General features: G+C 36.7%; 14 protein-coding genes. 5 read left to right on the forward strand and 9 right to left on the reverse strand.

The window, feature by feature from the left end:
- Positions 1-58: 58 nt before the first annotated feature.
- The 3 genes from GWK10_RS12690 to polA form a co-directional block, all read right to left on the reverse strand.
- Positions 59-748 carry a hypothetical protein gene (locus GWK10_RS12690; protein ID WP_164032756.1) on the reverse strand — a complete coding sequence of 230 codons (690 nt, stop codon included), beginning with the start codon at positions 746-748 and terminating at the stop codon, positions 59-61.
- A complete protein-coding gene (locus GWK10_RS12695; protein ID WP_164032757.1) occupies positions 745-4467 on the reverse strand; it encodes an immunoglobulin domain-containing protein in 3723 nt (1240 codons plus the stop codon). The genes GWK10_RS12690 and GWK10_RS12695 overlap by 4 nt, the downstream gene beginning before the upstream one ends.
- A gap of 143 nt (positions 4468-4610) precedes the next feature.
- Positions 4611-7454, reverse strand: a complete 2844-nt coding sequence (gene polA, locus GWK10_RS12700; RefSeq protein WP_164032758.1) for a DNA polymerase I — start codon at positions 7452-7454, stop codon at positions 4611-4613.
- Positions 7455-7559: 105 nt separating this feature from the next.
- Between polA and GWK10_RS12705 the strand changes: the two genes are divergently transcribed.
- Complete coding sequence (locus GWK10_RS12705) at positions 7560-8690, forward strand: serine hydrolase domain-containing protein (RefSeq protein WP_164032759.1); 1131 nt, start codon at positions 7560-7562, stop codon at positions 8688-8690.
- A gap of 213 nt (positions 8691-8903) precedes the next feature.
- On the opposite strand, the gene GWK10_RS12710 is transcribed toward GWK10_RS12705, so the two are convergent.
- Together GWK10_RS12710 and GWK10_RS12715 are read right to left on the reverse strand one after the other, a co-directional pair.
- Positions 8904-9413 (reverse strand): hypothetical protein, encoded by a 510-nt coding sequence (locus GWK10_RS12710; RefSeq protein WP_164032760.1) that lies wholly within the window; start codon positions 9411-9413, stop codon positions 8904-8906.
- A gap of 83 nt (positions 9414-9496) precedes the next feature.
- Entirely contained in the window at positions 9497-10492 is a 996-nt protein-coding gene (locus GWK10_RS12715; RefSeq protein ID WP_164032761.1) for an isoaspartyl peptidase/L-asparaginase family protein, read from the reverse strand.
- Between the two features lie 47 nt (positions 10493-10539).
- On the opposite strand from GWK10_RS12715, the gene GWK10_RS12720 reads away from it, so the two are divergent.
- Positions 10540-11265 carry a copper homeostasis protein CutC gene (locus GWK10_RS12720; RefSeq protein ID WP_164032762.1) on the forward strand — a complete coding sequence of 242 codons (726 nt, stop codon included), beginning with the start codon at positions 10540-10542 and terminating at the stop codon, positions 11263-11265.
- A 2-nt stretch (positions 11266-11267) separates the two neighbouring features.
- Here the strand turns inward: GWK10_RS12720 and GWK10_RS12725 are convergent, their stop codons facing one another.
- Complete coding sequence (locus GWK10_RS12725) at positions 11268-11501, reverse strand: hypothetical protein (RefSeq protein WP_164032763.1); 234 nt, start codon at positions 11499-11501, stop codon at positions 11268-11270.
- Between the two features lie 121 nt (positions 11502-11622).
- On the opposite strand from GWK10_RS12725, the gene GWK10_RS12730 reads away from it, so the two are divergent.
- The 3 genes from GWK10_RS12730 to GWK10_RS12740 all read left to right on the forward strand — a co-directional run bounded on the left by GWK10_RS12730 (position 11623) and on the right by GWK10_RS12740 (position 14062).
- Entirely contained in the window at positions 11623-12393 is a 771-nt protein-coding gene (locus GWK10_RS12730; RefSeq protein WP_164032764.1) for a DUF6090 family protein, read from the forward strand.
- Between the two features lie 79 nt (positions 12394-12472).
- Positions 12473-13702, forward strand: a complete 1230-nt coding sequence (locus tag GWK10_RS12735; protein WP_164032765.1) for a metallophosphoesterase — start codon at positions 12473-12475, stop codon at positions 13700-13702.
- Positions 13703-13765: 63 nt separating this feature from the next.
- Positions 13766-14062, forward strand: a complete 297-nt coding sequence (locus GWK10_RS12740; RefSeq protein WP_164032766.1) for a thioredoxin family protein — start codon at positions 13766-13768, stop codon at positions 14060-14062.
- A 13-nt stretch (positions 14063-14075) separates the two neighbouring features.
- On the opposite strand, the gene GWK10_RS12745 is transcribed toward GWK10_RS12740, so the two are convergent.
- Genes GWK10_RS12745 through GWK10_RS12755 form a run of 3 tightly spaced genes read right to left on the reverse strand, consistent with a single transcriptional unit; the run spans position 14076 to position 16169 of the window.
- The gene (locus GWK10_RS12745; RefSeq protein ID WP_164032767.1) at positions 14076-14699 is read right to left on the reverse strand and encodes a dioxygenase family protein; all 624 of its coding nucleotides are present in this window, start codon (positions 14697-14699) and stop codon (positions 14076-14078) included.
- Positions 14700-14738: 39 nt separating this feature from the next.
- Positions 14739-15101, reverse strand: coding sequence for a DUF1304 domain-containing protein (locus tag GWK10_RS12750; RefSeq protein WP_164032768.1), 363 nt, complete (start codon positions 15099-15101; stop codon positions 14739-14741).
- Between the two features lie 12 nt (positions 15102-15113).
- The gene (locus GWK10_RS12755; RefSeq protein WP_164032769.1) at positions 15114-16169 is read right to left on the reverse strand and encodes an SMP-30/gluconolactonase/LRE family protein; all 1056 of its coding nucleotides are present in this window, start codon (positions 16167-16169) and stop codon (positions 15114-15116) included.
- Positions 16170-16187 lie beyond the last annotated feature (18 nt).

Here is a 16187-nt window from a genome sequence, read left to right on the forward strand (position 1 = left end):
AATCTCAGCTTGTTTTATGTAAGATCGTTTTTAGCTGATCTTTTTCGTTAATTCAGTTCTAATTTTTAAAATTGAATTGCTTTTTGCTGTTGGATGAATTACCATGTTGGTCTTTCGTTACCACATTTAGATAATAAATGGTATCGTAGTTAATAGCTTGATTATCTATTCTAGTTGAAGTGGTATTTTCAAGAATTGCACTTGGTTCTGGAGTGGTCCCTAGCATGATATCATAATTTTCAATATCATTATCAATATCAGATCCAACCCATACGATATTAATGGTTCCGTCCATATTATCTTCTAAAGTAATACTTGCAGGAAACGGAGTGTGATTACTTTCTGTAATTCCTTCAGAATAAAAATTGAAGTCGGTATTACCCGCTTTTGTCTTATCTTCTCTAATAGCAGAAACATTCCAAGTAAATTGTGTTCCCTTAGGGACTGTTAAAGGGGCTGAAGTGCTAGTAGTAGTCGCCTCGAATTTTTGCCCTGTATCTTGGGTAACCTCTATTTTGTAAGATGTTGCGTTGCTTGATGACCCCCATCGAAAAACAATAGTAATCATGTCGGTTCCTACATCTTCACCTTCAGTGCAAACTTCATTATTTTCTGGAAATACTAATGAAAAAGCTCCTAGTTCCAATTCCGCTGGAGGTGTTGGAGGAGGAGGTGAGTCATCTCCACCGCCGCCGCATGAAGTTGTAAATAAGAGTGCCGCTGCTATAATTAAATTTAATAGTTTCATTTTTTGTAGATTTTAGTATTCAAGATTTGGGTTTCTGTTTGAACGCTTATGATGTAAACACCGACAGCTAAATTTCGCATCGGCAGTTGGTTATCTGTAAGTTGATTTTTAGTTGTTGTTAAAACGACATTACCAGTAAGATCGGTTACGATAATATTAGCAGTTTCGAAATTGTTCATGCCAACTAGGTAAACAAAGTCAGTAACAGGGTTCGGATAGAAACGCATATCATTAATCAATATTGATTCTTCATAAATACCTTGACAAACTTTATCCGTTTTAATCGTAATGTCATTTTTACCATCTTGAAGTGATAATGCTATTTTATTCAATCCAGTGTTATCAAAATTAAACTCGGTTGTTTTATTGTTGACAGTTACTTCGTAATATGCACTTCCTGATACTGGAATTATAGCCTTTTTAGTTTTAGTATCTACTGTTGCTTTACCCGTAACAAGATCTTCTGGGGTGAGTACAATGGCATTAAAACACTGTTCGAAATTTGGGAATTCAGGAATCTTAATACAAACAATATATGTTCCAGCGGCTAGACTATCTATAAATAAATCAGCCGTACTGTTTACATTATCAAAAGTTTGATTAAAAGTTGCACTAGAAACCGTAATGGTATAAGTAAAATCTTTTTCCAATAAAACTTGTAGTTCGCCGTTTGCAGTTTCAACGCAAGATGTGCTAGTTGCAACGACACGAATATCGTTCTGACTTAAATTAAGTAATGCTTCGTCTGAACAACCAGTTGCATTCACAATGCTTCCGGGAGTTGTATTCGGGCATTCATCAAGATTGTTAGTAACACCATCATTGTCATCATCCAGTTGGCTTTCTGAGCATCCGTTAGCATTTACGGTTTCTCCATTCGGCGTATTAGCGCATAGGTCAAGATTGTTAGTAACACCATCATTGTCATCATCCAGTTGACTTTCTGAGCATCCATCTGCATTTACAGCTTCTCCATCTGGTGTATTGTCACATAGGTCAAGATTATTAAACACTCCATCATTATCATCATCTAATTGACTTTCTGAGCATCCATCTGCATTTACAGTTTCCCCATCTGGTGTATTGGCGCATAGGTCAAGACTATTAAACACCCCATCATTATCATCATCTAATTGACTTTGTGAACAGCCATCGGTATTTACAGTTTCTCCATCTGGCGTATTTGGACATAGGTCAAGACTATTAAACACTCCATCATTATCATCATCTAATTGACTTTGTGAACAGCCATCGGTATTTACAGTTTCTCCATCTGGCGTATTTGGACATAGGTCAAGATTATTAAATACTCCATCATTATCATCATCCAATTGACTTTGTGAACATCCATTGGCATTTACTGTTTCTCCATTTGGAGTATTTAAACATAAATCGACATCATCATTTACCCCATCATTGTCTCCATCAAGAGGAGTTACAGCCAAAGTAGTCTGCCTTTTAAGTAAAGAGAGATCGGTAATAATTGTATTTGTCACAAGGCAATCGTAGATTCCGGCATCTGTTATTGCCACATTGTTAATGGTATATGTTCTGTTTGTAGCTCCAACTATATTAATACCGTCTTTACGCCACTGGTATATGTTGTTAGGGCTTTGAGTCGCTTCAACCGTAAAGGTAACTGGGTCCTCTTCAGTTACAGTTAATGTTTGTTCTAAATCAATGTCTGCTTGGGGCTGGTAGGTAAACCTAGTGGTAATTGAAGTCTGATATGAACTAAATTCATTTTCAAAATCATCAAAAACAAATTGATTATCCTGAAATGTGAATTCTGTAAGGTTTGCCAAACCGGTTAGATTTGGTACTGGACCAGATAAATTCTTATTTTCCCTCAATTCAAGTCTTACGAGATTAGTAAATGTGCTTATGAAATCAGGAATTTGACCACTTAAGTTGTTCCTAGCTAGGGTTAGGAATAGCAATGATGTTAAATTGGAATAGGAAGCAGGTATTTCTCCCTCAATATCGGTTCCAAAAACTGTGAGTTGGGTAAGATTTGTTAGATTCCCAATTGAACTTGGTAATACACCTGTTAGGTTTAAGTTACTTAATCTCAGTTGTGTTAAATTAGTAAGAAGTGCTATTTCATCTGGAATACTGCCAGTTATATTGTTTCCTGAGATTGATAATATTGTCAAATTAGAAAGGCCAGCTATCTCCGGAGGGATAGTTCCAGTAAGTCTGTTAATGTCAAGTGTTAACTCCTCCAAGTTAATAAGTTGAAGTGCGTTTAATGGGAATGCACCTTCTGATGAAAGGTCAACACGTTGTAAATACAGTGTCCTTAAATTTGTTAATGCAGATAAGTCATCTGGTAGATCTAAGGTTAAAATTGGTGTCGATGACCCGCTGATGAAAATTCGATTAAGCGATGTAATCGTAAAAAGACAACTCGGAATAGCTCCAGAGAACTCAACTTGGCTAATGCTGATATCTTCAAGCTTCGTTAAATTGCATATAGATGTAGGGATGCTTCCGGTAAGATTACTTTCTAGACCGCCAAAAAAACTAAGTTTTACTAATTCGGTCAGGTTTCCTATTTCATCAGCTAAAGTACCATTTAGTTTTCTTTGATTAAGCACTAATTCAGTAACTCGGCCACTAACAGCATCAACAGTTACACCTTCCCAAGTTGAAATATCTGCGGATAAATCCCAAGGATTAGTCCAGTTTGGACCATCGGCAGCATTATAAATAGCAATCAACGAATTTCTATCGGTTACTGGAACAGTAACATTTAAAGTAATATCATTTCTAACTAAGGTTAGGTTAGGTACTTCAGTATTTTTTATCTCACAGTAGTAAACTCCTTCATCTGTTAGGTCAGCTGCAGTTACTTGATAAGTCGAGTTGGTAGCTCCGGATATTGGGCTATTATTTTTAAACCATTGATAGGTGTTATTTGTACTTATTAATCCTGTAATAGCGAAAGTTGTGTTTTCACCCTCAAGAATACTTACGGTATCAACAGTATTAATTTTATTTTGGGTTTGATAAGTTAGATTGGAAACATTACCTTCTAATACTTCAGCAATATTGTCAAAGCCAGATGATACTCTTTCAAAAACTGAAAAATAAATATTGTTATTGCTAATGTCTAGAGTGTTAATTCTAAACAAGCTAATATTTGTGTAATCGGGTAAATCAGTAAGTAGATTATTAGATACAAATACACTTCCAACATTTGGAATTGAACTGCCTATTTCTTCGGGAAGTTTACCTGTTAGTTGGTTAAAACTTAGGTCGATTTCAACAAAATGAGGGTCGGGTGAAGTAAAAAGCGCTATGGGGATATCACCACTTAGATCGTTATTCTGAAGATATAAATAGTTTAAATCTTCAGCACCTCCTAATGCGCCAGGGATTGCACCTGTAATTGAATTATTAGAAAGATCAAGGGTGTTTAAATCCTTAAGATTGCCCAATTCTATTGGAAGCGTGCCAACCAAGTTATTGTTGGGGAGATTTATTTCGTCAACATGACGCTCAGCTGGTCCACCGCCACCTGGAAAATAAACCGCCGTCACAACGCCAAACCAGTTTGTTGGTGAGTCGGTAAGATCCCATGTATTTGTCCAATTCGGACCGTTAGTGGCATTATAAAATGCTATTAGCGCACTTTTATCACTTTCCGAAATTTCTTGAGCTTTTACACCAACAAAGGTGCATAACATGAATAGAAGGAGTAGATTCCTTTTCATAGGTAAGGGGGTTTAGATTTAGTTGCGGCAAATATGTAGAAAATATATATAAGAATGTTCGAAAAAGGATGAATTACTAATATTTTAGATATAATTAACATGGTTTTCAGGCAATACCTATAGTAATGAGGTTATTTGGAAACTTAATGTGCCTCCAACCAATTCTGACCAAGTCCAAGATCAACGTCTAACGGAACATCCATTTTATAGGCGTTTTCCATCTCGGTTTTGATTAAGGTTTTCATTTCCTCTAACTCGGGTTTGTAAACATCAAAAACCAATTCATCATGAACTTGTAAAAGCATTTTGGTCTTGTAATTACCTTCTTTAAGCTTTTTATGAATATTGATCATGGCGATCTTGATCACATCGGCTGCACTACCTTGTATAGGTGCATTTACGGCATTTCGTTCAGCAGCACCGCGAACAACAGCATTCCCAGAATTGATATCTTTTAGATAACGACGTCGACCAGATATTGTCTGTACATATCCATTTTCACGAGCAAAATCGACTTGATCACTCATGAAATTGCGAAGCTTTGGATAGGTTTTATAATAGGTCTCAATAAGCTCTTTAGCCTCAGTTCTTGAAAGATCAGTTTGGTTACTTAATCCGAATGCGGATACTCCGTAAATGATACCAAAGTTGACGGTTTTGGCATTGCCACGTTGTTCTCTAGTAACATTATTTATGTCGACATTAAAAACTCTTGCAGCAGTAGATGCATGAATGTCTTCCCCATTTTTAAAAGCATTAATCATCGTATCTTCTTTGCTGAGGGCGGCGATGATACGTAATTCAATTTGAGAATAATCTGCTGCTAATAGTACATGGTCTTCATCGCGAGGAACAAAGGCCTTTCTAACCTGACGACCACGTTCGGTGCGAATAGGAATATTTTGAAGATTCGGGTTGTTCGAACTCAACCTTCCAGTTGCAGCTACGGTCTGCATATAGTCGGTGTGAACACGACCAGTACTTTCTTCAACTTGTTCTGGTAATGCATCTACGTAGGTGCTTTTTAGTTTACTAAGACCTCGATAGTCCAATACATTTTGAATAATTTGATGGTCTTTCGCTAAATACGAAAGCACATCTTCAGCGGTTGAGTACTGGCCTGTTTTGGTCTTCTTCGGTTTATCTACTAGTTTCAATTTCTCAAAAAGAATAACGCCCAATTGTTTTGGTGATGCAATATTGAATTCCTCACCGGCTTCTTCGTAGATCGATTTTTCAAGACTCGCTATGTCACTATCCAACTCTGAAGATAATCCATTTAAAAAGTCTTTATCAAGATTGATGCCTTCCAACTCCATATCGGCTAAAACCGAAACGAGAGGGACTTCAATATCATTGAATAGGGTTTTGGTATGTGCTTCGGTTAATTCTTTTTCAAAGTGCTCTTTTAATTGCAGTGTGATATCGGCATCTTCAACAGCGTATTCCGTTTGTTTTTCAACAGGAACATCGCGCATTGATAATTGGTTTTTTCCTTTTTTCCCAATGAGTTCAGTAATTGAAACAGGCGTATAATTCAAATAGGTCTCTGCCAGCACGTCCATATTATGACGCATATCTGGGTTAATCAAATAATGCGCTAACATTGTGTCGAAAATGCCACCTTTTACACCTACATTATATTTAGCTAATACTTTTATATCGTACTTAAGGTTCTGACCAATTTTTTGAATATTCTCTGCTTCGAAGAATGGGCGTAGCTGCTCTATTATCTCCTGCGCTTTTTCTTTTTCTGGAGGAAATGGAATGTAATATCCTTTTCCGACATCCCATGAGAATGCAATGCCCACCAACTCGGCCGTAATCGGATTAATTCCGGTAGTCTCGGTATCAAAACAAACGCTTGTTTGCTTCATCAACTTCTCCATAAAGAGATTCATTGCCAGTCCTGGATTTACCAGTTGATATAAATGTTGTGTGGTACCAATTGTTTTACGACCTGTTGTACTCGAAACTTCTGTTTGAATAGTAGCACTTCCTGATCCTTCATCAAACAATGAAAACTGACCAGCGCCAGCTGTTGAAACTTTAGCTTTTGGTTTTTCTGCTGCGACTTCAGCAGTTGCGTTAATTTCTGCTTCACCTGAAAACAACTTGATAAATTGATCTGTCAAGCGTCGGAATTCCAATGTCTGGAAAATTTCTTGAACCTTATTTTTGTCCGGTTCGGAAAGCTCATAATCAGATGCATCAAATGTCACTGGGCAATCTAATATAATTGTTGCCAGTTCACGAGAAAGTCTTCCTAGTTCGGCATTAGCCTCAACTTTTTCCTTCATCTTGCCTTTTAGCTCATGTGTGTTTGCCAACAGGCCTTCTAAACCGCCATATAGCTTAATAAATTTCTTAGCTGTTTTGTCTCCAACTCCTGGTAGTCCTGGAATATTATCTACCGCATCTCCCATCATTCCCAAATAGTCGATTACTTGCTCAGGGCGCTCGACTTCAAATCTGGCTTGTACTTCAGGAATTCCCCATATTTCAATGCCATTTCCCATCCTAGCTGGGCGATACATAAAGATGTTTTCACTTACCAATTGAGCATAATCCTTATCAGGCGTAACCATGTATACTTTATAGCCTTCTTTTTCCGCTTGTTTAGAAAGCGTTCCAATTAAATCATCTGCTTCAATTCCTTCTTGTTCGATAATAGGAATATGCATCGCATTTAAGATTTTCTGAATATAAGGCACTGCAATTTTTATTGCCTCAGGGGTTTCATCACGATTTGCTTTGTACTCAGGAAATTGCTCTGTTCTCGCAGAGCTTCCCCCTTTGTCAAAAGCCACTGCCAAATGATCCGGTTTTTCACGTCTTATTACATCGAAAAGCGAGTTGGTGAATCCCATGATCGCCGAGACATCCATACCTGTACTGGTAATACGCGGATTCTTAATGAAAGCATAGTAACCACGAAAAATTAGGGCATAGGCATCGAGTAAAAAAAGGCGTTTTTGGTCGGACATGTCGTGCTGAATTATGAATGGTAAATGTAGGCAACCCAATTAGATTTTAAAAATACTGTAACACATTCTCTGATTTCACAACTAACAGATTAAAACATCAGCAACATGAAACTTTTTTGGAAGATTTTACTAGGATTAATTGGTTTAGGCGTTTTGGCCATACTGGCATTTGGAATATGGTTTTACAACACTGAACTCAAGGTTGATGAACTTGCAATTGCAGCTGATGACAACCAAATAAGTAAGGTAGAAAAAGCTGATGCTTGGTTGGCAAAAATGCAATCAGACAATAAGTTTAATGGAGGAGTGCTGCTTATAAAGAATGATAGTGTATTGCTGAAAAAGGCCTACGGGTTTACTGACCATACAGAAACCACTCCCTTAAGCACAGCATCTGCATTTCGGTTAGCTTCGGTTTCAAAGCAGTTCACGGCTACAGGAATTATGATCCTTAAAGAAAAGGATTCACTCGATTTTGATGATACAATAACAAAGTTTTTTCCTGAATTATCCTATGATAAAGTGACTTTAAGAATGCTGTTAAATCATACTTTAGGAATACCAGATGCCTATATGAACTATCCTGAAAAATATTCAGATGAGGTAGGGGATTTATTAACTAATGAAAAGGTAGTAAAGTTATTGGCTAAAGACAATCCACCTTTTAAAAATGAACCTAACTCAACTTATGAATATTCTAATTTGGGTTATGTGTTGCTTTCGGCAACTATTGAAAAAGTAAGTGGACAATCGTTTGAAAATTTTATGAAAACCGAATTGTTTGAGCCATTAGGAATGAAAAATACGCGTGTTTGGAATTTATTGTCCGAAGATAAAACCTTTGAAAACAAAACCGCCAGTTTTATGAATTTTAGAGGTTCAAAGGAAGCTTTGTCGCCAGAAGTGCTTGATGGTGTTTCGGGAGATGGAGCAGTGTTTAGTAGCCTTGATGATTTTGAGATTTGGAATCAGTTTTGGTATAAAAATGATATCCTTTCCCAAGAAACAATGAATGAAGCTTTTAAAACACCAACGCTGACTACTGGCTCAACCTCTGACTATGGTTTTGGCTGGACTGTCACTCCAAATGCAGTTTGGCACAATGGCTCTTGGTTAGGCGCTCGAACAATGATTATTAGAAACTTTGAACTCAAGAATTGTCTCGTGATTTTGGATAATTCTAGCTCGCTTCATGTCGATAAAATAGGACAGGAGTTGGTGAAGGTTTTTAAATAATGTAGTGTCACTTCGAGTGATTCCGATGGCAATCGGGATTGTATCGAGAAGTCGTAAGATCGTATAATAACAAAGTATATTGACAAGCAGGGTTCTCGACCTGCCCGTCCGTCAGGCGGGTACATTTTTCATAATTTCGATTCCATCTTCATTATAAAAAACACTCGAACTGACATTTCGCAATGTGAATGTTTTGGAAATTTAAGAACTTTTTTACTCCACCACAGTAAATTCAATAAATTGATCTTCTACATTTAAAAATTTACTCTCCAATGAAAAATCAGGGCAGTTTGATCGTCCAATTTCGATGTCTCCACCATTAAAATGTGAATAGGTCCCCGTCCGATTTAAAGTAACTTCAACCTCTAGTTCGTAAGCTTCAGTTTCTGAATTATACGGTAATACGAACCAATTTGAGAAACGACCCTGACTTCCACTAACAAAATTTAAAGAGTTCTCTAAAAATATGTTATCAGATAATAAAACGACTAATGCTGTAGGATCAGCTGTTTCGTTAAATAAATTTCTTGAACTCCCGAAAAAGTTGTTTGAAGCTGGTAAGTTAATAGTCATTGTAATGGTATCACCCTTGGTATAGGTTTCTTGCAAAGGGGATAAGGTCATGATATCAACTGAAGTTTCTTCAAAAATACATTCATCGTCTTCGCATTGGGTGGCCATTAAAAGCGGACTTAATAGTAAAAGAAATATGGCTTTTCGCATGTTGTTTGTTTCGCTTTAGATACCAGTAAGGATAGAAGGTTGCTTTAGGTCATGTAAACTTTATGTTATAAAAAACTATTTGGTTAGGTTTTATTAAAATAATCTGCTGCTAAATTCTCATTTTTCCCATCTTGAAACTGCGTCATGCTAAAACCGCTGTGTATAGAGTAATAACCGACCTCACCTTGCTTATTAATGGCAATATATCCAACCTGAAAGTCTTTGTAGTTGCTTGCTTTTTTATTTACAATACGACCGATCGCTTCTACGCAAGCCTCTTGCGGACTTCTTCCTTGACGCATTAACTCAACGATAAGAAAGCTGCCAACTGTTTTTAATACTTCCTCGCCAAGTCCGGTTGCAACGGCTCCGCCAATTTCATTATCGATAAATAATCCAGATCCTATTATGGGGGAATCACCAACGCGCCCAGCCATTTTATATGCCAGTCCGCTCGTGGTACAAGCACCTGCAATATCGCCATTACTGTCAATAGCCAACATGCCAATGGTGTCGTGATTTTCGATATTAATAATGGGTTTATATTCCGATTTTACCTTCCAAGCTTCCCAATCTTTTTTAGACTTTTCAGTGAGTAGATCTTCTGCTTTAAATCCGCTTTCTAAGGCGAATTGTTTGGCGCCTTCGCCAGCTAAAATTACATGGGGAGTATCTTCCATCACCTTTCTTGCAACAGCTATGGGATGCTTGATGTCTTGCATATAAAGTACAGCACCATAATCACCATCTTTATTCATGATACAGGCATCTAGGGTCACATGACCATCACGATCAGGTAAGCCCGCATAACCAACCGATTGATTGTTTGGGTCGGCTTCCTCGATCATAACACCGTGCTCAACCGCATCTAAGGCCGATTTTCCACTTTGTAATACTTCCCATGCTTTTGCGGTTGCATTTGGGACATTCCACGTTGCAACCACAACTGGAAGACTGATTTTTGAAACCGTTTTTTCTTGTTGTTTTTCAGATTTTTCAGCGCAACTCAAGGTTGATGTTCCTACTAAAATTCCCGTGCTGCCTAAAGCGGCGTTTTTTACAAAGTTTCTGCGTTTCATTTATACTAATTATCTTGAAGTCATATTACTCACCTAAGATACCAAAAATGATTGTTGAAATATGCACATCTAATTATCAGTCTGCAATTAATGCTGAATTAGCTGGAGCTAACCGTATTGAATTATGTGCAGAATTAGCTGTTGGTGGTATTACGCCTTCTCATGGTTTGATCGAGCAGGTATTGCAGGATATTGCCATTCCTGTTCATGTTTTGATTCGGCCTCGAAGCGGGGATTTTTTCTACAGCGATGGGGAGTTTGAAATAATAAAAAAGGATATTCAGTTTTGCAAGGAAATAGGTTGTGCTGGAGTGGTTATCGGAATGCTGAACAAGGATTTTACAATTGATGTTGAAAGAATTAGACAACTAGTAGCTTTGGCAAGACCAGTGCATATTACTTTTCATCGCGCTTTTGATTGGGTGTCTGACCAAAAAACTGCACTTGAGAAATTGATTGGTTTAGGAGTTGATAGTGTTTTAACTTCAGGAAAGAAGACTTCCGCTGAATTGGGAATTGAGAATCTCATCGAATTAAAAGAAATAGCTGGAAATAGGATTAACATAATACCAGGTGGTGGGATAAATGCGAGTAATGCATCAATGTTCAAGGAAAACATATTTGATCAAATTCACTTTTCCGGGATGCTTATTCAGGATGATCAACACCCTGAAAAGCTATCCATGAATAGCCCACAACTTTTGCGAAACGAGCATGTAGCCATTTCCGATATCGAACGAATTCGATCTGTACTTGCGGTATTGCGAAAATGAGTTTAAGAAAGTGCTTGTTTCTTTCTAATGATGATATCGACATCATTTAATTCTTTATCGATACTTGCAATTACCTGAGTTACGATTTTATTGATATAATAACCCGATACAATTACTGTTTGAAATGCCAAAAGCATAAAAAGACTCACGTTATCTATCCAATTAGTAAGTAAGTGCACAATAATTGCTAAACTGTTTGCCGCCAATGCGGTTCTAAATATGATTGATGTTATCATGATGAATAATTTTTAATAGCCTTTTGCAAATTTGGTGCCATTATTATTTACGTGGTAGAGGGATCAACTGGTTTTCAACGGGGAAAAATCCTTATTTTCATCAAGCATTATAATACACCGTATGAAAATTTTTAGAAAAATTAGATTTCAAGAGTTAACCAAAAGCAATTTTGGTAAATATATTGTGTATGCCATAGGAGAAATCATTTTAGTGGTCATTGGTATTCTGATTGCATTGTATGTTAATAATAAAAAAGAAGAGGCAGATCAATTAAAACTGCAACGAAATCATCTTGTCTTAATAAAGGAAGAGCTAGAGAATAATTTGATAATCCTAGATAAAGAAAATAAAGAGCTGCATAATATAGTAACAAACATTAAGGATTTAGTCAACTTGAAAAATTCGGACCAACCTTTAGATCAGGTTACAGAAGTTCACCTATCCGAGCTATTATTTTTACCGCTGACACGATCAATCGAAATTGATTATGAAAACGGAGCTTTCAACAATTTTGTAACATCTGGTAATTTGGAGGATATAAAAAATGATAGTATTAAGACCATATTGCGGTCATGGAATAGGAAAATAGAAACGGTTAAACTGCAGGAGTATGCAGTAAATGAAGCATTCGACAAGGCAGTAAATTTTGTCAATACTAATGGTTCTTTAAAAACAGTTCTTGATAAGATTGGGTTAAGCAAAGCGTATTTAGAGGTCAACGATAATTCTGAGCCTTATAGTAATAAATTCCTCCTAAGGTCAAGACAGTTTGAAAACATTTTAATTCAGTATCTCGGGGTAGCGACGCAACTACTTAGAAAAAACTACCTCACGTTTAAAAGTGATATTGAGTTACTAATTCGTCTAATTGATGTGGAACTCATTCAATGAGTTCCGCATTTCGTTAATACTTCCTTAAAAGTCAAGAACCTCCTTTTGAAGGTCTTATTTTTGTTGAAATTTTTATTCAATGCGCTTACTAGTATTTGGCACTTTCATATTTGCAATTACTTTTTATACCTATCACGCTTTAAAAGCGGGAACTGGGAATAGATGGATTTCGATAGGTTACCTCGCTCTTTGGGCAGCATTAATTATTAGTTTTTTCTATCAGTTTTCTACAGGAATGTATAAAACTGCATTTACCCCATTAAGAAGTTTTTGGAATGGTTTGTTTGTTGCTCTTTTTGTGGCAGGAATGTTTGTTGCAGTGGTATTATTGTTAGAAGATGTTATACGTCTTGCAGGAGGATTGATTAAAAAAGTATCATCAAATGGCGATCAGGCCTTAAGCATACAATCACGACGAAAATTTATAAGCCAAATAGCTTTAGGTTTAGCAGCCGTACCCTTTAGTTCATTGTTATATGGTGTTTTTAAGGGGCGATATAACTATAAGGTATTAAAGTACACCTTGCACTTCGAGGATCTGCCTGAAGCCTTTGACGGATATAGGCTTACACAAATAAGTGATATACATAGTGGCAGTTTTGACAACAGAGATAAGATAGATTATGCGGTCAACTTGATTAATGAACAACAATCGGATACTATTTTGTTTACTGGAGATATGGTAAATAACGTTGCGGATGAAATGTTGCCTTGGCAGGATCTTTTTGGAAAACTAACAGCAAAAGATGGGGTGTTTTCTGTTTTAGGGAATCATGATTATGGCGATTATGTCGAGTGGCCTAATTTGGAAGAAAAAGCCCAAAATTTAGAAAAGCTTAAAGGTATTCAAAAAGAAATGGGCTTTGATCTTTTGCTAAATGAAAGCCGATATCTTGAACGCGACGGTCAGCGTATTGCATTAGTCGGAGTTGAGAATTGGGGAGCTGGTGGTTTTAAGAAGAAAGGAGATCTTAAAAAAGCTAGTGAGGCAATTGATAAAGACGATTTTAAAATATTGATGAGTCATGATCCATCGCATTGGGAACAGAAGGTGATTAATGATGATTATCATTACCACTTAACCCTTAGTGGTCACACACACGGAATGCAATTTGGTATTGAAATTCCAGGATGGGTAAAATGGAGCCCAGTAAAATGGCGATACACCCATTGGGCGGGTATTTATAAGGAGGTAGGTCAATACATTAATGTAAATCGCGGATTTGGTTTTATCGGTTATCCAGGTCGAGTGGGAATATGGCCAGAGATCACCGTAATAGAGCTCAAAAAAGGCTCAAAACCAGCATAATTAGGAATAAACACTATATTTGTTAAACAAACGTTTTGTAGTAGTTATCTAAATTGTAGCGCTATGTCAAAATTTGGTCAATTAATTGATGCTGCCACTCCGGTATTACTGGACTTCTTTACAGAATGGAGTGAGCCTTCAACTTCTATGCATCCAGTACTTCTGGATGTCGCCGCAGCAATGGGCGATAAAGCCAAAGTCATTAAAATTGATGTTGAAAAAAACCAAGAATTAGCTGAGGCACTTCGCGTAAAAGGTCTTCCAACATTAATGATCTACAAAAATGGCGAAATGAAATGGCGCCAAAGCGGTGAGCAAGACGCCAATACGCTTATTGGACTTTTACAAGAGTATATTTAGTGAATTAAAAGCTTCAATAGTTTGGAATATTCTTGCCCAAAACAATATCCCTGTTGACGGTTAGAATCCCATTTTTTAGTGACGGATTTACTATACCTGATCCACCTCTATTTCTTAGACTCTTTCTTTTACTTTGAGTTAAAAGCGGATCATCATCGAACAAAAAATCCTCTAGATAATATTCATTTTTATCTGGTTCCTTAACTGTTAAATGTATATGCTCAGGAGTATTAAGATTAGGATATGCAGCAGGCCTATAGGTGAAAAAAGTGTACTTACCAGTATTATTTGTTTTTACCCAACCTCTTAGATATCCATGTCGTTGCGCCCATCCTTTTGAATTACTTTTTTTAGGGTAGATTCCCTCCCTATTCGTTTGATAGATATATAGAATAACATTTTTGGCAGGTGTTTTTCCATCGTTTTCATAAACGGAGCCAGTTAGTTTTAGCTTAGGAGAAGTTGTTGAAAAATTGGGAAGCGTGTCCGTATCGGTTAATACTTTATCTCCATACTCAAAAACAGCTTCGCATCCTTGGCAAGGCCCTCCAACAAGTGTCTTTTTATCGTTTTTCTTTGATTGCGAATGACATGAGGTAATTAACAATAAAACAATAACTAAAACTTGACTTCTCATAACCTTATGAATAAACAACTACTAAAAATAGTGGTTTATTTAACTAAGGAGTATTAAAAGAATCGTAATTATTGCCGGTAAGGCCTGTACAAAGAAGATCTTTTTATCTGCAGTTAGTGCGCCATAAATTCCGGCTATAGCAACACATCCTAGAAAGAAAAGAGAAACATTCTTGTTCCATTCAATATTCTCAATAAAAAACGTCCAGATTAATCCAGCGGCTAAAAAGCCATTATAAAGCCCTTGATTGGCAGCCATTGTTTTTGTTTGACCGAATAATTCTTTTGGAAAATTTCGAAATACTTTCCTACCTCGAGTTTCCCAAGCAAACATTTCAAACCACAGAATGTAACAGTGAATAAAGGCGATTAATCCGATTAAAATTTTAATTGCAATTTCCATAAAGTTGTTGGTTTAGTTTGTTTTAGTATTACGTTCTAAGATCAAGAATTTATCATCTTTTACATTGCCTGTAAAAATGAGATTTCCAAAAGGTGCAGCTACTGTCGAAGCCGACATTTCACTGCCATCTTCTACATATATTTTTTCAACTTCATAGTCACCCTTGTTGCGATAAGAGATCTTGATTATTTCTGAAGGAGCTGTCTCTTTTTTGCCTTTGGCGTAGGCTCCAAATCGAAGTAAATTAGGGTGTGCACCTATCCATAAATTACCATTTTCATCAAGCTCGATATTATCGACGCCAGTATTACAATCAATATCTTCGATAAAGTTCAGTGAACCATCTTCTTGTCTTGAATACACTTTGACTAAAAAGCCTCTAGGCGATGCTACATACATCAGTTTGCGGTCTCGGTCATAATTAATCCCATTTGCATAGGCAATACCATCAGCAACTTCACGATAGTCGTTTCCGTCAAAATAAATGACATTTGAAATTGCTCTACCACCATATTCTTCAAAAAACCTTCCTATACCTTCGGTGTATTTATGATCATTGGTGAAGTAAAAACGATTTTCATCAACCATCACGACATCATTAGGACTTACCATAGTAGGATGCTTGATGGTTTTTATATGAGATAATGTTGTACTATCTAATCTAAAAAGCTCAATAGAATGTCCTTGAGCCGTATGGCTAATAGCCATTACCTGATAGCTGCTATCTTTTTTAAAAAATGAGATTCCGTGAGGCGCAAAGGACTTACCAAAAGTATCGGTTAAGGGAATTGGAATATAATTATCAGTTTTTAGATCTAATAAATATAGTCCACCTTTTTCCTCGGAAGTTGGGGGGTATATAGATCGGTCAGTAGCTGATATAAGCGCAAAGCTATCAAGTTGACTTACGGTGATATCTTCGGCTCCTTTAATTGGGATTCTTTTCAGGATTTGCCCATTAAATTTGGGTTCAATTGTTCTGAAATAGCCTGTTGAGAATAGTATGTTACCCACAAAAACTAGAAGGATGAGTAATAGGAATAAAATGACTCTTTTGAAGATGCGCATACATGACACTTTGAATTC

The sequence above is a fragment of the Spongiivirga citrea genome (assembly GCF_010671565.1).
GTDB classification, from domain to species: Bacteria; Bacteroidota; Bacteroidia; order Flavobacteriales; family Flavobacteriaceae; genus Spongiivirga; species Spongiivirga citrea.